The organism is Bradyrhizobium genomosp. I (2014), assembly GCF_000261685.1.
GTDB lineage: Bacteria > Pseudomonadota > Alphaproteobacteria > Rhizobiales > Xanthobacteraceae > Bradyrhizobium.
In genome coordinates this window covers 1-20888 of sequence record NZ_AJQE01000032.1, presented here as the reverse complement: position 1 = coordinate 20888, position 20888 = coordinate 1, and the positions used below count along the sequence as shown (strand labels likewise).

The window sequence follows — 20888 nt, the reverse complement described above, 5'->3', positions numbered from 1 at the left end:
CGCTGCCGCTCGAGGGGCATGCGCGAAAAGCGCTTGACCCGGGCAGTCCCGGATGGTCCGAAGGGACCGTCCAGGGATGAAACACACAAACATGCGGCTTCCGTTGTTCTACGGCTGGGTCGTGGTCGCCGTGACCTTCGTCACCATGGCCATCGGCGTCAACGCGCGCACCGCCTTTTCACTGTTCTTTCCGCCCATCATCTCCGAGTTCGGCTGGGAGCGCGGCGTCACCGCGGGCGCCTTCTCGTTCGGCTTCGTGGTGTCGGGCGTGGTCAGCCCGCTGATCGGCCGCCTGATGGATCGCGCCGGTCCGCGCGTGGTGATGGAGCTCGGTGTCGTGCTGATGGGCGGCGGCCTGCTGCTGGCACCGCTGACCAGCGCGCCATGGCATCTCTATGTCACCATCGGCGTCATGGTCGGTGCCGGCAGCGTCTGCCTCGGCTATTCCGGCCAGTCGCTGTTCCTGCCGAACTGGTTCATCCGCAAGCGCGGCTTCGCCATCGGCATCGCCTTTGCCGGCGTCGGCATCGGTTCGGTGACGCTGCTGCCATGGGTGCAGCACATGATCGAGCAGACCGGCTGGCGGACCGCCTGCACTGCGATGGGTCTGCTCGTCCTGATCGTGCTGGCGCCGATCAATCTGTTGCTGCGCAAGCGCCCCGAGGACATCGGCCTTCAGCCGGATGGCGATGCCGCGCCGGCCGCAGGCGCCGCAAGATCCGGCTCCAACATTGTCGATCCGGTCTGGGCCGGCACCGAATGGACGCTGAAACGCGCCGTCGCGACCTCGCGGTTCTGGTGGATCGCGCTCGGCTATTTCTGCGGCCTCTACATCTGGTACGCGGTGCAGGTGCACCAGACCAAGTTCCTGCTCGACATCGGCTTCAGCCCCAGCGTGGCGGTGTGGGCACTCGGTATCGTCAGCCTGCTCGGCATTCCCGGCCAGATCCTGCTCGGCCACGTCTCCGACCGCATCGGCCGGGAGTGGGTCTGGGCGATCAGCTGCGCGGGCTTTGCGATCTGTTTTGCGGCGCTGATGGCACTGAAATTCCAGCCGTCGCTCTGGCTGGTCTACGTGATGGTGTTCACGCAAGGCGCGCTCGGCTACGGCCTCACCTCGATCATGGGCGCGGTGGTGTTCGAGATCTTCCAGGGCAGGCACCAGGGCAGCATCTTCGGCACGATCATGCTGGCGGCGCTGGCGGGCGGTGCGGCCGGACCGTGGGTAACCGGCTTCCTCTACGATCGGGCCGGCGATTACACGCTTGCTTTTGCCATCGCGATCGTCATGAGCGGATTGTCGGCGCTCGCAATCTGGCGGGCATCGCCGGGGAAGGTGAGGGCCGTGGCCGGCCGGCAGCACAAGCTCAAAACGCGATCCGAATAGGTTCCGTATGCATTTACATACCTTCGGCGCTTTCGCCAAACGTTAAGCATGTCGCCTCCTGGCGCGGCGCGACGGGGCTGCAAAAACGTCTTGGACACCATCGGAGCGCTAGCCTCGGGTCGCTTGCCGCTTCTTCCCGATTCCCTCCGGGTCTGACGATGTCTGCCTCCGATTATCTTGTGACCGAAATTCCGGATGTGCTGCGGGCGGCGCTCGCACGCGCCGAGGACGGCGTCGTCATCGTCGATGATGCGCATCGCATTACGCACTTCAACCCTGCCGCGGAGCGGATCTGGAAGCTCGCTGCCACCGATGTGCTCGGCCGCAACGCCGCCGTTCTCACCCTCAAATGTCTCGAGGCCGGCGCGACCGCGGATTTCCACGAGGAGATCAGCCTCGTGCGGCGCGACGGCAGCCGTGTCAGGGCGCTGGTGTCGATGTCATCGACGACGATCGGCGGCGCGACCCATCGCATCGTGTTCGCACGCGACGTCACTCTCGATGCGGAGCAGCGCGTCAGGATCGGGCTTCTCCACGCCGTCGCCGACCAGACCAACCGCGCGGTGATCATCACCGACGTGGGGCAGAACATCGTCTACGTCAATTCGGCGTTCACGGCGCTGTTCGGCTATACCAGCGAGGAGGCCGCAGGTCGCAGCGCCGACGGGCTCATTGCCGGTCGTCACACCGATCGCAAGGCCCTCGCGAAGCTCGTCAGGCGCCTGTTGCGTGGCGGACATCGCGGCGAGGCCGAGGTGCTCGTCTATGACAAGGATGGAGAGGAGATCTGGGTCTCCGCCCGGATCGATGCCTTCCGCGACGGCAAGGGCCGGGTCAAGCACATCCTCGCGCTGCTCGAGGATATCACCGAGACCAGGCAGCTGCGCTCGCTTCAACAGCTCATCATGAGCGCGCTCGCCGACGAGGTGCCGATCGGCGAGATTGCCGACCGGCTGTGCCGCCGTGTCGAGGAGATCGCGCCCGACGTGGTCTGTTCGCTGCTCCACGTCGATGCCGCAGGCCTGATCCATCCGCTCGGCGGTCCCAGCTTGCCTGAAGACTATTCCCGCGCGCTGGACGGCATCGCGATCGGCCCCAATGTCGGCTCCTGCGGCACCGCGGCTTTCTACGGTACACCGGTTCTGGCGACCGATCTCGACACCGATCCGCGCTGGCAGCCCTACAAGGCGATGCCGCTCGCGATCGGCCTGCGCGCCTGCTGGTCCACCCCGGTCAAGGCCAAGGACGGCCGCGTCATCGCGACCTTCGCCTTCTACTATTGGGAACCGCGCGCGCCGAGCAACTGGCACCGGCGTATCGTCGAAGCCTGCGTCAATCTCGGCGCCTTCGCAATCGAGCGCAAGGAGGCGCGCGCCGAGATCGCGCGGCTCGCTTATCACGACATCCTCACCGGCCTGCCGAATCGCGCCCAGCTGCGGCACCTGATCACCACGGCCATCGATGCCTGCCCGACCGGCAACCATGTCGCACTGGCCTTCCTCGACGTCGATCATTTCAAGGACGTCAATGACACGCTCGGTCACGCCGCCGGCGACGAGCTCCTGGTCCAGCTCGCGCAGCGCCTGCGCGAGCATATCGCCCCCGGGGACATGCTGGGGCGGCTCGGCGGCGACGAGTTCGTCATTCTGCTGCCGCAACGTAACGCGGAGAGCGCAGAGCGCGTCGCGGCTGACATCACCGAAGCGCTGGCGCGGCCGTTGCGGCTCGGATCGAAGCTGATGCCGATGTCCGCCAGTATCGGCATCAGCCTCTACCCCGATCACGCCACCGACATCGACACTCTGATGCAGCAGGCGGACGCCGCCATGTACATGGCCAAGCAGGCCGGACGCTCGACCCACCGCATTTTCAGCGCCGAGATGAACGTGCTCGCCGAGCAGCGGCTGGCGCTGATCGCGGCGCTGCGCCGCGCGGTCGCGGAGGGTGCGCTGAGCCTCAGCTACCAGCCGCAGATCCGCAGCTGCGACGGCGCGATTCACGGCGTCGAAGCGCTGGCGCGCTGGCGTGATGCCGTGCTCGGCGACGTCTCGCCGGCAAAGTTCATCCCGCTCGCGGAGGAGTGCGGCCTGATCGAGCAGATCGGCCTCTGGTCCGTGCGCGAGGCATGCCGGCAGATGGCGACCTGGCGCCGCGCAGGGCTCAACATTCCCTGCGTCTCGGTGAACCTGTCGCCGATCAATTTCCGCAATGTCGCGCTGGCGGCGCGGCTCGAGAACATCCTGGCCGAATACGATCTGCCACCGAACGCGCTGATGCTGGAAATTACCGAAGGCGCGTTCATGCAGGACGGCGCTGCCGCGCTGGAGACGATGAGCGCGATCCGTGAGCTCGGCGTCGGCCTCTCGGTGGACGATTTCGGTACCGGCTATTCCAGCCTGAGCCGGCTTGCGCATCTGCCGATCCGCGAACTGAAGATCGACCGCAGTTTCATGCGCGACATCGAGAAAGACGCGGGCGCGCTCGCGATCGCCACCGCCGTGGTGCGCGTCGGGCAGGGTCTCGGCATGACCGTGGTCGCCGAGGGCGTCGAAACCGAGGGCCAGCGCAAGACGCTGGCCGAGCTCGGCTGCGACATCGTCCAGGGCTTCCTCTACGCACCCGCGCTGCCTCCGGTCGCCTTCGAGCGCTGGCTGATCGAGCACTGCGCCGAGCAGGCGAGGGCGATGCTGGGGCGGCTCGATGTTGTGGCGGCGGGTGGAGTTGCGGTGAAGCGGTCGGCATAGGCGCCTTTGAGCGATATTTCCGGCCGGTAGGAACACATCGGCGACTGGCGGTTTGGTGTTCGACGTTCGCCGGAAGGGGCTACCGCGCCATGTCCTGTTTGCAAACTGCATGGGCCTGACGAAAAGACCGGAAAGCAGCGCCACCGTCCGAGCGGCAGGCTTTCGACCTTTCGCAACCGCAGCTCAAGGCCATCACGTCATGGCTGGCTTGTCGGAGCGATAAGCCCAGCCTGTCCGAGGCAATAGGCCGCCTGATGGAACTGGGCTTGCGTCGCACGCCGATCCGGATCGCCCGAAGCAGCGCGCCCGCAAGATGGCCGCCGATGCGATCGATCGCATGGGCGATGCGACCACGACGGTGGAGGATAGGGCAGTCCGCAAGCGGGATCTGCTCGACGGGCCCGAGGAGTTCAACCGGGTGCAATTGCTCGGTTCAAGCGCAGCAGGCCGATCCGCGAATAGGCCGAGCACCAGGAAGCCGCCGGCACCGGCGGACTTCGGGTCACTGGAGACAGGGAGGACAAGCAATGAGACGGTATTCCCAATCGCAAGCAGCGAAGGAGGCGAACAACCTCTTCAGGCAGACCGCGGCGAAGCCCGCGACCGATTACGAGAAAGCAGAACAGGCTTTCCACGCAAATCGGGAGCGACTGAAGGCTGAGCGGCTGGCGAGGGAGGCTGAACGACGAAGCCCGTCAGAGAAGACGACCTAGTGTCGCGATTCTACTTTGACATCTGGGATGGTGAAGCGCTCGTCGTAGACGAAGAAGGTCTGGACTTGGCCAGCCGGCGAGCCGCGGAGATCGAGGCGGCGCTGTCACTTGCCGACATTGCCAAACAGCTCGAACCGTTCGCGAGCAGCGATGGCGTCGCCATCAATGTTCGGGATGCGAGCGGCCCTGTCTTGAGAGCGACATTCGTCGACGAAAGAGTTCGATGGGCCGATTGAGACCGCCAAAGGTGCTCTCGCTCACCTGTCCGCACTGACTAGAGCATCGAAAGCACGACGATCCCGTCTTCGAGCTCCCCTGAAGCAAGGCGCGCCCGCGCCATACGCTCGATCTCCGTTCGATGCTTCTGTAAATAGCTGAAGGCCTGCTTCTGCGTGTTGAAGGTCGTGGCAAGCCGGCACATCTGCCGGTTTGCGCCGGACGCGAGAAAGAAGGTGATGGTTCCGTGGTCTGGCTTGATTCTAGGCACGATCTGCACTCTCCGGCATGTGATCGGCTCTTCAAATTTCGCCGGCGCAGTGGAAGGCGACTATCGCGCCGGCTTTCTTGAACGCTTCTTGAGCGCAGGCGCTGGCAAAGTTGTTCGAAGAGCTTCATCAGCTGCTTCCTTCGCCTCGCGTACTTCTCGGAGCCGCGCCATGTTCTTGCGAACCTCGACGGCTTGCCTTTCGACGTCTGCCAAGGCCCGCGCTCCCTCTTCAGCGGCCAGGCGCTTGCGATCGGAACGCGCAATGCTTTCGGGTGACGGTTCTGCCGGCTTCTTGGTGCTCATCGTTCACCCGGATCCGCAACGGCCAAACCCGCTCAATCCCAGGATTGAGCGGGCAGGGCGACCGTTTCAGTACATCCGTGAAACGGCGCCACGATATCAAGCCAGCGAGAGGTTCTCAGCGCTGACTTTGCCTCGCATCTTGTCGGTCTTGATCTCGAAATTGACCTTTTGGCCCTCTCCGAGACCAGCAAGACCAGCTCGTTCAACGGCGCTGATGTGAACGAACACATCGTTGCCGCCGTCGCTCGGCTGGATGAAACCGAAGCCCTTCTGGCCATTGAACCACTTGACCGTACCTGTCACCATTTTCTTCTCCAAAGCGCGCGAACGCATCCCGCGCAACAATCACGCGGCTATCTTCAACTTCGTCGATGTCATTGGAAAAGGAGCCCGCGGGCGCATTCAACAAGGCACAGCGGCTAATCGAACGAGCTCAATGTATATGATTTTCACGGTTTTGCAAGGAGCGAAGCCAGTTTGTTTCCGCGAAGCAGTTCTTCTGTCCCGATCGAGGCGCTTTGCGTGCGTCCGCCGACCTGCAAGCGAGACGTTATCGATTGACAGCGCTGCGCGACAGTGGTCACGTCGACGCCACCAAGCTGCTCGCTGTGACGAGCAGATCGGCTCGTCCGAAGCCGCGACGAATGTTGCCGCTGCTATCCTCAACAATCGCAATAAGACAATCGCAATAAGGCTCCTGCGCAATTGGCTGCCCTGCAGGACATCTCGCATTCGCAGCCCGAGCCAGGAGGATCAATTGCACGTACTCGTCAGAGACAACAATGTTGAGCAGGCACTCCGCGTTCTCAAGAAGAAGATGCAGCGCGAGGGCGTCTTCCGGGAAATGAAGCAGCGCCGCTCCTACGAAAAGCCGTCCGAGAGAAAGACCCGCGAGAAATCCGAGGCCATTCGCCGCGCCCGCAAGCTCGCCCGGAAGCAAGCGATCAGGGAGGGATTGCTGCCCGCGCCACCGAAGAAGAAACCCTTCGAGCGCAAGCCGCCCCTGCCGGAGATCAAAGCAAGGCCGGAGTAGAAGCGATCTTGATTCCGGACATCATGATGGCGCGCCGCCGCTGAGGTCGCAGAAAAGCCGGGCCCGGCTGTCCCGGCTGCTGTCTTCCTTATGGCCTGAAATCGATGCCTCGAAGCACGATGCCCGGCGGCGTGCCTTCGAACTCGGTGGCGCGATATTTGCTCTCGGCGCATGCTTCGATGCGATCGCGTAGACGGGCGAATTGGGCTTCCCGCTGCTCGGGCTTGACGTGTGCGCCGTGCTCGAGATCATCCATCGCTGAGGTGGAGATCGCGCAAGGGATCTCCCGGGCGCCGTCATGCATCGAGAACCGGACGATCATCCGGTCGTATTCGTGGTCAATAAAGCGGCCGCTGGTCAGTGTCATGGCTCACTCCGTTACGTGTTGGCTTCCTTGCAAGTTCGCGCCCTCCAATCATTGACCGGTACCGCGCGTCCGCTTCCCGGCTCCCGCCGAATATGCACGTCGAGCATGCAGGTGGCCCTCGCTCAGCCCTCTCCGGACAGCCGGGCGAAATCGTCGAACAGCGCCGAGACGAGCGCGCGATGGCGCGTGTCCTCGGCCGGCAGGCCCGCAGCATAGAGGTTGAGCAGATGGCGCGCCTTCACAGCGGCTTCCTGCCAGGACGCAGCGGGAACCGTCATCATGCGGTGTTCGAGGTCGGCCTCGCGCTCGCGCAGCTCTCTGACATGGGCCTCGACCTCCGCCAGCGCGCGGCGCAGGTCGGTGGCCTTTTGCGCGGCCATGCCACGGCGCTTGTCGAGATCGACCGGCTGGTCAGTCATTGGCGATGCTCGCGTCTGCAGCTTGAGCATTCGCAAGATCGACGGAGCCGATCGACAGTACCTCCATGGCGCCGCCCGCACCTTCGGCGGGCACGGTGATCATCGTGGCGACCCGACGATAGGCGGCGAAGGTCAGGCCTTCGATCGTCTCCTCGTCGGTGACGACCTCATAGGCGTCGGCCGGCAAGATGCGCTCGATGCCGCGGATGTGGAACGGATGCCTGAAGGTGACGGTCTCTCGCCGCGAGCGGATGGTCATGCGTACGCCTGCCTTTCGCAAGTGAAGCCCCAACCGGTGCCGGCTGCTGCGAGCATGCGCCTTTGGCACGGCAATAGCCAGCACTATCGTGTCCGTACGGGCAAACGGTCACGTCGCGGTGCGACGACAAGAGGCACTTAACGCTCGCTATTGGTTCGGCGCGGGCGTAGGCTCGCTGCCATCACCGTGCGTCTCGACGGCTTCGACCGGTGACTGTGGGCACGTGTGCTCCCGCCGAAGGCTGCGCTGGAGCGTTCGATGTCGGGTGATCGCATTTCGGAATCGATCGTGCCGCCGGTGATCGTTCCGCTGTTTCTTCTTCTCGTGTGCGGACCCGCGGTCCTCAGTGGCTAGGACAACACGCGTGCCGTATCTGGTCAGCGGGACCAACGAATACGGCAGCTCCAATCTCGGGCGCGGGACTGCGACGGTCGCGCTAGGCCTTGCGGAAAGACTGCTGCGCGAGGGCTACATGGACGTCAGGGTCTGCACCCCGCGCGGCCGGGTCCTGCAGCCGAATGAATTCGACGAACTCAAGCCAGCAAAGGAGAGCGACATGGCAAAGGGCCAGCAACGCGGCAACCGCGAAGCCAAGAAGCCGAAGAAGGACAAGGCCAAGGTGATTGCCGCGGCCCCGTCCCGCAAGGAAGCTGCCTGGCAGCCGGACTTCGGACCCGCAAAGAAGAAGTAGCGAGGAGCTGCAGCTCACCAGCTGTACTTGAGAGGACTCCCTTGCCGGCATAGCTGGTGAGTTTGTCGCGGGCCGGCCGTGCAGCGTCAGCATGCCATCGCTGATCGTAAGCCTAAGATTGCTGTTCAGTGTCAGCCCAAGCGCTGTGGATGTGCCAACTTCACGAGTGCTTGTGGCATTTGCGGCACGCGGCCCCGCAAATCCTTGATCGCGCCGGCGTCATCTCCGGATCGATCAGCCGGTGCAGGCGAATGCTTCAAGCGCACCCGCGTTTTCACAAATGCACGATGGGCGGGCGACGAGTTGTCGAGGCATTGAACGGAGATCGCGCGAGAGACATCAAGATCCGTTGAAATCTCTTGTGAAAACGTCTTGCGACAATAGATGCGGCGGGGCGTCACACGGCCGGCGTTCCAACGCGCAAGTCTGGACCGTCGCTTGCGGATGTCGGATAATTGGACGTGATCTGGCGGTGGCGCCTCTGCTCCCCGGTCTCCTTACATACGAGATGCACTCCCATGGCACAGGCGGACGCCTTCGCGCAGAAGCTCGAACGGTTCTTGCATTTGAAGGATGCGCCGCCAACGCTGGTCACGCGTTCGCTGCGCAGCGCCGCGCTCGCGGTCATCGAAACCCGGGATGACCATCCCTTGCCGCGGCTTTCCGAGTCGATGCCATCGGAGGACGCCTATCTCGTCAGCCTCAAATTCCGCGATTTCTCTGATTGCGAGTGCTGGGAGCGCGGCCGATGCGTGATCAAGAGCGATATCCGCGCCGGCGCCACCTATCTGTACGATCTGAAGCGCGATCCGCGCTACGTGATCGACAAGCCCTTTCATTCCCTGTTCTTCCATCTGCCCCGTTCGGCATTGGACGACATGGCGAGGCAAAGCGGCGCGCCACGGATCGGCGAACTCGCCTATGAGCCCGGCGTCGGCCATGACGACATCACGATCCGCCATCTCGGCGCGTCGTTCCTGGCGGCGTTGCGGCAGCCTGAAGAGGCCAACCAGCTCTTCATCGACCACATGATGCTCGCGCTCACCGCACATGTTGCGACGACCTACGGCGGGGTGCGGCGCGCCGCCGAGCCGGCGCGCGGCGGCCTTGCCCCATGGCAGGTGAAGCGGGCTTGCGAAAGGCTGGAGTCCGATCTCCGCGGCAAGCTTTCACTGGAGAAGATCGCAGCCGAGTTCGATCTCTCGGTCAGCCATTTTTCGCGCGCATTCCGCCTCTCCACCGGCCTGCCGCCGCACCAATGGCTGCTGCGCCAGCGCGTGGACACGGCCAAGCAATTGATGACCGTGCGCGACCTGTCGCTGGCGGAGATCGCTATATCGGCCGGGTTCGCCAATCAAAGCCACTTCACCCGGGTGTTCTCCTCGGTGGTCGGCATCAGCCCGGGCGTGTGGCGCCGTGAGGCGCAGGGCGAGCCGGAAAGCGAAGCGTGACCCTTCCGTTCAGCGGCGGCCTGTTTGAGAGACGGCGTAGGCTGCGCGCCGCGCCGCAAACATCTCGTCCGGCGGATGGCCGATGCCTTCGGCAAGATTGCCTGGATTGAACATGGACGCGTCGCACGCCTCGTTCGATTCAGTGCCCGTTATCACGATCGTTCCGAGCCGTACCGCTTCGCGCCCATCCTCATCGGGCCAACGGATGGTCACGTCCATGACGGGGTCGCCGGGACGATCCAGCAGCGCCATCACGCTGAACCTGACATCGCGTGCCGCGATCCGGGATTCGAGATCGCGCAACAAGCCGGTGGACCTGGTCGCGTCCTCGGCCGGCCTGCGTTCGTCGCCGACCGGCGCGATCTTGAACTTGATGAACCGTGTCTCACCTCCAGCGTTCGTTGCGGGAAAGGCGTGCACGCCCCAATAGGTCGTGCAGGCAAGGCTTGCCGGCGGCGGATTCGCGGCAAGGTAGCTTGCCTGGCGCAGCGTCTCGGGATTGGCGGCGGAGAATGCCTCGACCTGGGCCGTGTCCGGCTTGCCGTCAGTTCCCGGCATGCGCGCTTGCAGGAAGGCCAGCATCTGGTCGAGCGTTCTGGCGAAATGAACCGGGGCGCTCTGCGTGAAAATCTCGGAGCGCTGATTGCCGCTGCCGAGCCGGAAGCTGAAGCCGCGCAGCGAGCGACCGTCGGTATCGACCGAGCTCGGGGAGACGACGTCCGCCGAGAAACGCGCCAGCACCCGGGAGGGCATGGTGAAGCTGCGAGACCTGGTGATCTCCTTGGCCTGATCCGAGGGGGCATAGGTACCGCGAACGCACCGGCCCCGGCAAAAGCTCGCGCGCGCCCGCGGCGGAAGACCGGCAACCGCCCTCAAGGCGTCGACGACGGACATCGGCGTGGCTGCGCCGCTCGGGAACTCTGGCAGAACGAAACCTTTGGATTCGAACGATGGGCTTGTTTGTGGCGCAGGGCGGATCGAAACGTCTTTCCCAAAGCGGACATGCCTTGTCCGATCCTGCGACAAATCCCGCGACTCGCTTTGCTCGGGTCGCGCCGCTTGCTGAAGACGTCCGATGCCAGTCCGGTCCGCGCCTGAGATCAGTGATCGCGCGCAGAAGGGGCGAGCGGCCGAGCGGATCCCGCCACTGCCCTCCATCGCCTCCAATGGGCAGCAAAGGAGCCCCGCCGGAAGGCGGAGCTCTGAAGCGTTTGCCAGCAATCTTACTTCCGGGCTGGCTGATTCGACGTCGAAGGCGGCGGGGAACTGTTCTGGTTCGGCTGCCCAGCCTGCGTGTCCTGACCAGTGCTGGGCTGACCAGTGGACGGAGTGCTGCCCTGGGCCGGAGCCTGGCCGGTGGTTTGCCCCACAGGCGGCTGCGTGCTGGCTTGGCCCGAAGTCGCCGGCGGGTTCTGCGGAGCCTTGCCGGTGGTCTCGTTCTGTTGCGCCGGCGCGTTGCTCTGACCAGCACTTTGTCCGGTCGTGTTCTGCGGCGCCGACTGGTTGCTCTGGCCCTGGCCGACGGTCGTCGACTGGCCCTGCGTGGCACTGATCTTGTTCGACACGCCAAGCGCCGCGACCGTGCGGGTATCGATCGAACCGGTGGCCTGGAAGCCCTCCTGCCTCTGGAAGGTCATCAATGCCCTGCGCGTATCCGGCCCGAGGATGCCGTCGGCTTCGCCGGACAGCATGCCGCGTTCGATCAGGACGTGCTGAACGGTGCGGATCTCGTCGGGGCTGAGATCCAGCGCCGCAACGCTGCCGCCAGCAGTGCTCGAGCCGCCCCTCCGGGCATAGTGCGTCCGCGGCCCGGCGGGAATGACGTCGACGATCCTGCGGCTGCGGTCGGTGACGACGATTTCGTCATCGACGACGAAGAAGCTATCGTCGCGGTAACCAGGATAGACGTCGATCAGCGCCGGATAATCCGCAACCGAGATCACGGAGATGTTCCGCGGCACGACCACGCCGGCATCGATCCGGAAGTTGATGGAATTGGTGTTGACCCGCACGCGGTCTACATTGCGTGAGTTCAGCACCGACTGTTGCAACTGCGTCTGCTGCTGCGCATTCACCTGCACGCGGCCGGACATGCTCTGGGTGGCCGCGCCCCGGGTCTGGGCGTTGGTCTGTCCTTGCGCATCGGCGCCGGTCGTCGCGCCCTGCGCATTCTGACCCTGGGCGTTGCTGCCGGTGCTTGCGCCGGTGGTCTTCTTGCTTGGATCCTCTGCGGTCTTGCTCCGGGTATCGCTCTTTGTGTTTGCGCCCGTCGTCGTCGTGTTTTGACCCTGCGCATTCTTGCCCTGGGTATTCTTATCGCGAGCATTGTCATTGGTGTTGGCACCCGTGGTCGTGCTCCTGTTCCGCTCGGCGCCCTGCGACTGATGCGTCCGGTCGTGGTCGCTGCGGCTCTGTCCGACGGTCTGGCTCTTCTGTCCGTTCTTGTCACTCTCGGACTTGGAGTCGGATTTGGACTGACGTGCCGTGTCCCGATCGCCACGGCTCTGACCCACCGTCTTGCCTTGCTTGTTGTGTTCAGATTCTGACTGACGCGCGTCGCCGCGGTCGCGGCCCTGACCGATGGTTTGCTTGTCGCCCTTGTCCGTGGTTCGGCTGCTGTCCTGCGCCGCAGACGAGCCCTCGGCCCGGCCGCCCGCGCGGCCCTGCGTCATCCCTTCGCTGTGCGATGCCGCACCTGCACCGTGTGACATCGCGCCATCGGATCGTCCGTGTTCCGCAGCACCTCCGCCGGCTCCGCCTCCGGCGCTCATGCCGCTCCCGCCAGTTCCGCCTCCGGCGCCTTCGCGCATGCCTTGTGCCGACGCCAGGCTGACGCCTGCGAGCAGGATTGCCGTGGTCAGCAAAAACTTGTTCTTCCTCGCGTTCATCTGAAACTCTCCTTCATTTCCTTCTGCTTTGCTGCAATTGCGCGGTTCCGTCGTGAGGCGTCAGCGCGCGTTGTCTCTGGTCGACGCCGGATGGCATCGGCCTGATCATCATTTCTTGAGGGCTCAGCGTTCCGTGCTGGGCCTGACTTGGCGATTCACGTCACCAGTGGTGGTGCCAACGATGGTGATGGAAGTTCCGCCGCGGGAATGGTGCGCCGTAATAGGCGTAGGCCGGACGCACGATTCGGCGATAGGCGTAGCCGTAGTAGGCTGGGGCGTAACCAGTGCTGTAGTAGGTCGTGGTGTAGCCGCCCCAGGGATATCCGTACCCGCCGTAATACGCCGGCGCGTAGCCGCCGTAATAGCGAGGGTATCCGTAGTAGCCGTAACCCGGGCCGTACGCGTAAGCGGAAGAGGCCAGGCCGCCGAACACGGCGCCTGCGATCAATCCGCCTGCCAGCGCTGGGCCGAAGCCGCCACGCCAGCGGGCTTCCGCGGGCGTTGGTGCCGCTACGGCGCTCAAGCCGAGTGTGCCGACGGTTGCCAGAACTAGCGCGGTCTTCATGTGCTTTCCTCCTCGTTGGTGTTGCGATGCCGGGCCAACATCAATGACGGGCAAAAGTTGCAAGCGCCATTCAGGAGAGACAATCAGGAGAGACAAAGAGTCATGAAGATAAACGCGCGTTCATCTCGAGGCTCGCGTCTCCTGGTGGCGACCGGCGCAGGACGGATCGCAACGGTTGAAGAGATCCGCAAGCCTCGCTCTTGCGCGGCCGCTTGTTGATAGTTGCGCTGCGCGTTCCCTGAGTGCGGCAACTTAACGCATGCGCAGCCGCTAGTCCGAGGCCAGTCCCGTCCTTCGCCTGAGATCCGTGATCGCGCGCAGAAAACTGTCGGCCGGCGTCGTCTCCGGGTCGATCAGCCGGTGCAGGCGAAAGCCGTCTTCCAGCGCGAGCACGACGGAGGCCATCCAGGGCGGGTTCAGATTGTCGTTGCGCCCGTTGCTCTTCAATGTCGCCTCGACGATGTCGGCAACCAGCTTGCGTCGCGCACGCAGGCGCTTGGCGAGCTCCGGGCGGCGCTTCTCGGCGCGCGCGACGAACAGGATCATCTCCATGTGGAGGAGGGGCGAGCGGCCGAGCGGATCCTGCCGGCTTCGGTCCATCGCCTTCAGCGCCGCGATGAAATCGTCGAGATTGTCGTGCTGCGCGAGGATGTCCATGTTGCGCCGGATCGACTGCTCGACATGGTCCTCGAGCATGGCGACGATCAATTCGTCCTTGCTCCCAAAGTTCGAATAGAACGCCCCGCGGGTGAAGCCCGCCGCCGCCGCGATCGCCTCGATGCTGGCGCCGCCGATGCCGTCCTGTTCGAACACGCGGGCGGCCGCCTCGAACAGCCTGTCGCGCGTGTCGTCCCTGGTCGGTCTCGTTCTCACCCTTGACATCGGCACAGGTTAGGGCAAACTGCAACTCGATACAACAATGTATCGAGTTTGAAAATTCGGGGATGGTTACGCCAGGCGACGGGGCAGCCTTGCGTATTCGTGTCGTGCGGCAACCGATCTGAGGTCACCATGAACGAGCACGTGCAAGGCGCCGGCGGTGATCCGCTGTTCAACCCGCTGTCGCCGGACTTCATCCGCGATCCCTATCCGCACTACGAGCGGCTGCGCACCCTCGATACGATCCATGTGACGCCGTTCGGCCAGTTCGTCACAAGCCGCCACGCCGAGGTGAGTCTCGTGCTGCGCGACAAGCGCTTCGGCAAGGATTTCGTCGAGCGCACCACGCGCCGCTATGGTCCCGAAATCATGAACGAGCCGGTGTTTCGCAGCATGAGCTACTGGATGCTGCAAGCCGATCCTCCGGACCATACCCGCCTGCGCGGCCTCGTGGTGAAGGCCTTCACCGCCCGCCGGGTCGAGGACATGCGGCCGCGGATCCAGGAGATCGTCGACCAGGCCATCGACGCCGTGATTGATCGCGGCCACATGGACCTGATCGAGGATTTCGCCTTCCGTCTGCCCGTCACCATCATCTGCGACATGCTCGGCATCCCCGAGGAGCACCGCGAGGTCTTCTACAAGAGCTCGCGCGACGGCGGGCGGCTGCTCGATCCCGTGCCCTTGTCTGCGGAGGAGATCAAACAGGGCAACGCCGGCAACCTGATGGCGCAGATGTATTTCCAGCAGCTGTTCGAGCTGCGCCGCCGCAATCCCGGGGAGGACCTCATCACCCAGCTGGTGCAGGCCGAGGAGGACGGCAACAAGCTCACCAACGAGGAGCTGACCGCCAACATCATCCTGTTGTTCGGCGCGGGCCATGAGACCACCGTCAACCTGATCGGCAACGGCCTGCTCGCGCTCCACCGCAATCCGGACCAGCTGGCGCTCCTCAAGGCCCGGCCGGAGCTGATGGAGGGCGCGATCGAGGAATTCCTGCGCTACGATTCCTCGGTGCAGATGACCGGGCGCGTCACGCTGGAGGACATCGACGATCTCGGCGGCGTGACGATTCCCAAGGGCGAGACCGTGCTGTGCCTGCTCGGCTCGGCCAACCGCGATCCCGCGGTCTATCCTGATCGGCCCGACCGGCTGGACGTCACCCGCCAGAACGTGAAGCCGCTGTCGTTCGGCGGCGGCATCCATTTCTGCCTGGGCGCCCAATTGGCGCGCATCGAGGCCGAGATCGCCACCGCCACGCTGCTGCGGCGGCTGCCTGATCTGCGCATCGACGACGTCGAGAACCCGGAATGGCGGCCGACCTTCGTGCTGCGCGGCCTGAAGCGGCTGCCGGCGAGCTGGTGAGCCGGCCGGCGTTAACCTCCGTGCGGAACAGTCGCTGTGACTTCGCCACACTTCCCTCTATATAAGGGGCTGTTCCGGCGCGCCTGAGGCCCTCAGGTTCGGCCCGGGTCGGTTTGGCCGAGGGGAGACCGGTGCAGACGACGCTGCTCGGATTGGCGATTGCCTTTATCATTGCGCTGCTGGCCGCGCTGATCGGGCCTTACTACATCGACTGGAACCAGTTCAGGCCCCAGTTCGAGGCGGAGGCTGGCAAGATCATCGGCGTGCCGGTACGGGTGGCGGGTGAGCTCGACGCGCGGTTGCTGCCGGCGCCGACGCTGCGGCTGCGCGCGGTCACCTTCGGCGGCAACAACGATCTCGGCCGGCTGCGCGCCGACAAGCTCGACGTCGAGTTCAGCCTGAGTTCCCTGATGCGCGGCGAATGGCGCGCCACCGAGCTTTCGGTGGGCGGCATGGCGGTCGATCTCGGCCTCGATGCGCGCGGGCGCGTCGATTTGCCGTCCACCGCGAGCGGCAGTTTCAATCTGGCGTCCCTCGCCATCGAACGCCTGAACCTCACCGGCCGCATCGCCCTGCACGATGCCGCCAGCCGCTCGACACTGGAGCTGAACGACATCGCCTTTTCCGGCGACGTGCGCTCGCTCGCGGGCTCGGTGCGGGGCGACGGCAGTTTCACCGCTAGCGGAGTGCGCTACCCGTTCCGCGTCTCCTCCGGCCCGAGTGCCGACGGCAGCGCGACCCGTCTCCACCTCAACATCGATCCCGGCGAGCGCGCCATCCTCGCCGATCTCGAAGGCGTGCTCGCCTTCGACAACCGCCAGCCGAAATTCGACGGCGCGCTGACGCTCGCGGTGCCCGCGACCAGGAAGGCGGGCGAGGCGGGGCCGACGCCCTGGAAGCTCGCGACCAGGCTCAAGGCGGATCCGGCCGGCGCCAAGTTCGAACAGATCGACGCGAGCTTCGGCACGGAGGACGCCGCGCTGAAGCTCGGCGGCGTCGGTGATCTCAGGTTCGGCGCCTCGCCGCTGCTGCGCACCGTGCTGTCGGCGCGGCAGGTCGATGCCGACAAGCTGACGGCCAAGGACGATGCCGATCCGCCGCGCGTCATGCCGGCGCTGCGCGCAGGGTTGGCGGCGATCCCGCAGACGCCAATCCCGGCGCAGATCGAATTCAACGCCGACCAGATCATGCTCGGCGGTCGTCCGCTTCAGAACATCGCGGCCGAACTTCAGACCGACGGCAGGTCGTGGACCTTCCAGCGGCTCGAATTGCGCGCGCCCGGCACGACGCAGCTTTCGCTCAACGGCGCGACCCCCGGCGCGGACAGCTTCAGCGGCCGTCTGCGCATCGAATCGTCCGATCCGGACACGCTGGTGGCCTGGCTTCAGGGCCGCACCGAGGTCAACCGGCGCAGCACGCGGCCGCTGCGCCTCGCCGGTGACGTGACCATCGCCGCCAATCACCTCGCCATCGACAGGCTGAAGGCCGACATCGACGGCGGCGAGGTGGAGGGCCGCATCGCCTTCGTTCAGACCGGCGCGAGCAAGGGCTCGCGGATCGACGCGGAGCTCAAGGCCGACCGGCTCGACCTCGATGCCGCCGCGAGTTTTGTCCGCGCGCTCGCGGGACCGCAGGGCGAGTGGCCGGAGGAGGCAAGACTCTCGCTCGCCATCGGCCGCGCCATCTCCGCCGGCCAGGAGCTGCGGCCGTTCGCCGCCAAGCTCGCTTACAGCCCCGCATCGCTGTCGCTGGAGCAATTGCGGTTCGGCCAGGCCAGCGGCGTGACCACGGAGGCGAGCGGCAGCTTCGACCGCACGAAGGCCACGGGCAAGCTCGCGCTGAAGTCCACCGCCAATTCGCTGGGTGAGCTCACCGCGCTGATCGAACCGCTTGCGCCCGCGGTGCGCGCCCGCCTCGATGCCCTCCCGTCATTGCCAGGCGCGACCCGTCTCAAGCTCGATCTCAGCCTCGACAAGAACACCGAGCATGCCGATCGCAGCAATGCCCGCGTCGTGCTCGATCTCGACGCGCCCCAGCTCAAGGCGACGGCGACGCTGGCTGCGCAGACGCCGACCGCTGCCATTGGCGGCATCGATATTGAAAAGTTGCGCAACAGCGACTTCACGCTCGATTCGAAAGTGTCGACGCCGCACGCCGGCGCGCTGCTGGCCCTGCTCGGGCTCGATCGCATGGTGGCCGCAGGCGAGGGCGCCGCGCAATTCGAAGGCCGCTTGAGCGGCGCCTGGCGCCGTCCAGCGCAACTGAACGCAAAGCTCACCGGCGGCGGGCTGGATGCGGACGCGCAAGGCAGCTTCGAACTGTCGGAGCCCAAATCCTCCGAACCCAAGGCGAGCGTGAACCTGCGCGTGCGCAACGTCAATCTGGCGCCGCTGTTCGGGACCGGTCCGGCCGACAAATCGGCGCAGAATGTCAGCCTGTCCTCCCGCCTCACGCTGTCGGGCAATCGCCTGACGTTCGACGATCTCGACGGCAATGCAGCGGGCTCGCATTTGCGCGGGCATCTTTCGGTGACGCTCGATCAGGAGAAGAACGTCGACGGCGAGGTGGGCCTCGATACGCTCGACCTCGCGCCGGCGCTCGCAATCGCGATCGGCGCGGCCGGACATGAGTCTGGCGAGCCGTTCAGTCCGGGGCTCGTCAGCGGCTGGCACGGCCGCATCGCCTTCCAGGCTCTGCGCGGAACGTTGCCGGGCGGCATCGAGCTGCGCCCCTTCGGCGGCACGATCCGGAACGACGGGCAGTCGCTCGCGCTCGATGCGCTCAAGGGCCGCATTGGCGGCGGCGAGATGTCCGCGAGCCTTGACGCGCGCAATGGCGCGAATGGCCTTGCGCTGAACGCGCGCATCGAGCTCAGCAATGTCGATGCGGCGGCGCTGCGCTATCGCGACCTTGCGCTGTCCAAGGGGCGCGCCTCTGTGCAGATGGCGCTGACCAGCCAGGGCCGCAGCATCGCCGCCTTGACCGGCGCGCTCGCCGGCAACGGCACGGTGACGCTCGACTCCGCGGAAATCGGCGGCCTCAATCCCCGCGCGTTCGAGATCGCCATCCGCGCCAGCGACAGCGGCCAGGTCAGTGACGACAATCGCTTGCGGCAGCTCGTCGAGCCCGCGCTGTCGGCCGGTCCCATCACGGTCGCCTCGGCGCAGATCCCGTTCACGATCCGCGACGGGCGGCTGCGGGTCGGCGCGACGCCGCTCGAGGCCAAGAACGCCCGTGCCATCGTCTCCGGCGGCTACGACATTCCCGCCGACCAGGCCGACATCCGCGTCAGCCTGACGCCGATCATGACCGGACTCTCGGGTGCGCCCCCGGAGATCCAGCTGTTCGCGGCAGGGCCTCCCGACAAGCTGAGCCGCACCATCGACCTCACGCCGCTGTCGTCATGGCTCGCGGTACGCACCATCGATCGCGAGACGCGTCGGCTCGATGCCATCGAACGCGGCGAGCCGCCGCCTGCCACCGCTGCGCTGCCGAGCCTGGTCTCGCCCGATCCGGAGCCGCCGATGCTGGATGTGCCGCTGCCCGGCCGCGATCCGCGCCGCGCGCCGCAGAAGTCAAAGGCCGCGCCGACGCCGAGGGCCCCGCAGGCCGCTCCCGCCGCGCCAAGCCCTTCACTCACAAGGCCTCCACTCACGAGCCCGCCGCTCGCAAGCCAGCAGGCCGCGCCGTTGCCGCCGCCGATCGAGGTGAAGCCGGCCCCGGGCCCTGCGCCCGCCAAGCCCAGGCCAACGCCGCCGCTGGTGCTGACGCCGCAGAATCCGTGAGCAGATCGGTTTGCGCGAATTGGGCCGCCGGCCGACTTGCCTCTCCCGCTCGCGAAAGGGGAGCACCGTCTCCATTGCCCGCCCGTTAACGCATTCTCTCGCATTTGAATGAATTCTGCTCGGCAAAACTGATTTGCCCATTTTACTGAATTCTCGCGTTTCATCTCTAACGTCGGTTCCCAGAGGAATTCGGCGTCGCGCCAAGAGCGGCTTGCCAAAGGGCTACCAAGAACTGGGGTGATCGAGATGAACGGGGCGAAATCGCTTCTACAGGATCTGGACGACGCGATCGCGCGCGGCACCGACGAAAGCCGGGCAAAGGCGTTGTGGCACGCGACCGATATTCTGATCACCGGCCGCTACAGCGACGACGAGATCTCCACGTTCGGCGAGGTCATCGGCCGGCTCGCCGAGGAGATCGAGGTCGCCGCGCGGGCGCAACTCTCTGAAGTCATGTCGGCATGCGATCACGCGCCGCTCAACGTCATCGAGAAGCTCGCGCTCGACGACGAGATCGAGGTCGCTGGTCCCGTGCTGCGCGACTCCAGTCGTCTCGACGAGAAGATGCTGGTCGAGAGTGCCCTGACCAAGAGCCAGTCGCATCTGCTCGCGATCGCGCAGCGCAAGTCGATCGGCGAAGCCGTAACCGACGTGCTGGTCAAGCGCGGCAACCAGGAGGTCGTGACGTCGGTTGCGAAGAACGAGGGCGCGCGCTTCTCCGGATCTGGCCTGTTGCACATGGTCCGCCGCGCCGAGGGCGATTCGATTCTCGCCGAACAGCTCGGCCTGCGCAAGGACGTGCCGCGCCACATCTTCCAGCAGCTGATCTCGAAGGCGTCGGAAGACGTGCGCCGCCGCCTCGAGACCGAGAGGCCCGAGATGATGGCGCAGATCCAGAGCTCGGTGACCGACGTCACCGGCGATCTCCAGTCCAAGTTCGGCCCGTCCTCGCGCAGCTATTTCGTCGCCAAGCGCGTGGTGACGACGCAGTACCGGCAGGGCAACCTCAATCAGGATTCGATCTCGAACTATGCGCGCCAGCACCGCTTCGACGAGGTGCAGATCGGCCTGTCGCTGCTCTCGTCACTGCCCGTCGACGTGATCGAGCGCGCGCTGATGGACCGCAACCGCGAGATGATCCTGGTCCTGTGCAAGGCGCTCGACTTCTCCTGGGACACGACGATGTCGCTCCTGTTCCTCGGTGCCAAGGATCATCTGATCACGGCGCGCGAGCTCCAGGACAACGAGCGCGAGTACGGCCGGCTCAAGATCGAGACCTCGCGCAGCATCTTGAAGTTCTACCAGTCGCGCAAGAATAGCGCGGGTGCCGAGACTGTTACGGGCCGTCAGCCCGAGCTCCAGGTCCACTAGTCGGGTGCACTGAGCATCATCCCGGAATCCGAAGGGGAGTATTTGCAATGTTGCCTCAATTCGGCACCGCCGTTCGCAAGAAGAACCTCAGCAACGCCGTCGGCGCCGATCTCGGCGGCGGAGCGCCGGACAAGGTGTCGGTGGACGCCGCCTGGCTCGTTCTGGAAGCCGCCAACGATCT

General features: G+C 65.3%; 19 protein-coding genes. 9 read left to right on the top strand and 10 right to left on the bottom strand.

Going from position 1 to position 20888, the window contains the following annotated elements; translation table 11 throughout:
• The first annotated feature begins 91 nt into the window (after positions 1-91).
• The 3 genes from IC50_RS03395 (at position 92) to IC50_RS03380 (ending at position 5080) form a co-directional block, all read left to right on the top strand.
• The gene (locus IC50_RS03395; RefSeq protein ID WP_035700415.1) at positions 92-1387 is read left to right on the top strand and encodes an MFS transporter; all 1296 of its coding nucleotides are present in this window, start codon (positions 92-94) and stop codon (positions 1385-1387) included.
• Positions 1388-1545: 158 nt separating this feature from the next.
• Complete coding sequence (locus tag IC50_RS03390; protein ID WP_035700413.1) at positions 1546-4131, top strand: EAL domain-containing protein; 2586 nt, start codon at positions 1546-1548, stop codon at positions 4129-4131.
• Positions 4132-4843: 712 nt separating this feature from the next.
• The gene (locus IC50_RS03380) at positions 4844-5080 is read left to right on the top strand and encodes a DUF6894 family protein (RefSeq protein WP_035700410.1); all 237 of its coding nucleotides are present in this window, start codon (positions 4844-4846) and stop codon (positions 5078-5080) included.
• A 38-nt stretch (positions 5081-5118) separates the two neighbouring features.
• Here IC50_RS03380 and IC50_RS03375 read toward each other — a convergent pair whose 3' ends face one another.
• The 3 genes from IC50_RS03375 to IC50_RS03370 all read right to left on the bottom strand — a co-directional run bounded on the left by IC50_RS03375 (position 5119) and on the right by IC50_RS03370 (position 5940).
• Positions 5119-5340: a hypothetical protein gene (locus tag IC50_RS03375; RefSeq protein ID WP_035700409.1), complete on the bottom strand. Its 222-nt coding sequence runs from the start codon at positions 5338-5340 to the stop codon at positions 5119-5121.
• Positions 5341-5391: 51 nt separating this feature from the next.
• On the bottom strand, positions 5392-5634 hold the full coding sequence (locus tag IC50_RS38755; protein WP_081492334.1) for a transcriptional regulator: 243 nt from the start codon (positions 5632-5634) through the stop codon (positions 5392-5394).
• Positions 5635-5730: 96 nt separating this feature from the next.
• Positions 5731-5940, bottom strand: a complete 210-nt coding sequence (locus IC50_RS03370; protein WP_035700435.1) for a cold-shock protein — start codon at positions 5938-5940, stop codon at positions 5731-5733.
• Between the two features lie 451 nt (positions 5941-6391).
• Here IC50_RS03370 and rpsU point away from each other — a divergent pair, with 451 nt between their 5' ends.
• On the top strand, positions 6392-6667 hold the full coding sequence (rpsU, locus tag IC50_RS03365; RefSeq protein ID WP_025038058.1) for a 30S ribosomal protein S21: 276 nt from the start codon (positions 6392-6394) through the stop codon (positions 6665-6667).
• Positions 6668-6755: 88 nt separating this feature from the next.
• Here rpsU and IC50_RS03360 read toward each other — a convergent pair whose 3' ends face one another.
• The 3 genes from IC50_RS03360 to IC50_RS03350 form a co-directional block, all read right to left on the bottom strand.
• Complete coding sequence (locus tag IC50_RS03360) at positions 6756-7034, bottom strand: DUF1488 domain-containing protein (protein ID WP_035700406.1); 279 nt, start codon at positions 7032-7034, stop codon at positions 6756-6758.
• Between the two features lie 122 nt (positions 7035-7156).
• On the bottom strand, positions 7157-7453 hold the full coding sequence (locus IC50_RS03355; protein ID WP_035700403.1) for a hypothetical protein: 297 nt from the start codon (positions 7451-7453) through the stop codon (positions 7157-7159).
• Positions 7446-7712, bottom strand: coding sequence for a hypothetical protein (locus tag IC50_RS03350; RefSeq protein WP_035700401.1), 267 nt, complete (start codon positions 7710-7712; stop codon positions 7446-7448). The genes IC50_RS03355 and IC50_RS03350 overlap by 8 nt, the downstream gene beginning before the upstream one ends.
• A 364-nt stretch (positions 7713-8076) precedes the next feature.
• Between IC50_RS03350 and IC50_RS42890 the strand changes: the two genes are divergently transcribed.
• Positions 8077-8403 (top strand): hypothetical protein, encoded by a 327-nt coding sequence (locus IC50_RS42890; RefSeq protein ID WP_063826442.1) that lies wholly within the window; start codon positions 8077-8079, stop codon positions 8401-8403.
• A gap of 518 nt (positions 8404-8921) precedes the next feature.
• Positions 8922-9854: a helix-turn-helix domain-containing protein gene (locus tag IC50_RS03340; RefSeq protein WP_035700398.1), complete on the top strand. Its 933-nt coding sequence runs from the start codon at positions 8922-8924 to the stop codon at positions 9852-9854.
• 9 nt (positions 9855-9863) lie between these two features.
• Here the strand turns inward: IC50_RS03340 and IC50_RS03335 are convergent, their stop codons facing one another.
• From IC50_RS03335 to IC50_RS03320, 4 genes are all read right to left on the bottom strand, one after another.
• Positions 9864-10781, bottom strand: a complete 918-nt coding sequence (locus IC50_RS03335; RefSeq protein ID WP_035700430.1) for a catalase — start codon at positions 10779-10781, stop codon at positions 9864-9866.
• Positions 10782-11077: 296 nt separating this feature from the next.
• Positions 11078-12742, bottom strand: a complete 1665-nt coding sequence (locus tag IC50_RS03330) for a peptidoglycan-binding protein (RefSeq protein WP_035700396.1) — start codon at positions 12740-12742, stop codon at positions 11078-11080.
• 160 nt (positions 12743-12902) lie between these two features.
• Positions 12903-13307: a hypothetical protein gene (locus tag IC50_RS03325; RefSeq protein ID WP_035700394.1), complete on the bottom strand. Its 405-nt coding sequence runs from the start codon at positions 13305-13307 to the stop codon at positions 12903-12905.
• A gap of 270 nt (positions 13308-13577) precedes the next feature.
• The gene (locus tag IC50_RS03320) at positions 13578-14189 is read right to left on the bottom strand and encodes a TetR/AcrR family transcriptional regulator (protein WP_035700392.1); all 612 of its coding nucleotides are present in this window, start codon (positions 14187-14189) and stop codon (positions 13578-13580) included.
• Between the two features lie 129 nt (positions 14190-14318).
• Here IC50_RS03320 and IC50_RS03315 point away from each other — a divergent pair, with 129 nt between their 5' ends.
• From IC50_RS03315 to IC50_RS03305, 3 genes are all read left to right on the top strand, one after another.
• Positions 14319-15551 carry a cytochrome P450 gene (locus IC50_RS03315; RefSeq protein WP_035700389.1) on the top strand — a complete coding sequence of 411 codons (1233 nt, stop codon included), beginning with the start codon at positions 14319-14321 and terminating at the stop codon, positions 15549-15551.
• Positions 15552-15682: 131 nt separating this feature from the next.
• Positions 15683-19336, top strand: coding sequence for an AsmA family protein (locus IC50_RS03310; protein ID WP_035700387.1), 3654 nt, complete (start codon positions 15683-15685; stop codon positions 19334-19336).
• Between the two features lie 246 nt (positions 19337-19582).
• Positions 19583-20707: a DUF2336 domain-containing protein gene (locus IC50_RS03305; RefSeq protein WP_035700428.1), complete on the top strand. Its 1125-nt coding sequence runs from the start codon at positions 19583-19585 to the stop codon at positions 20705-20707.
• Positions 20708-20888 lie beyond the last annotated feature (181 nt).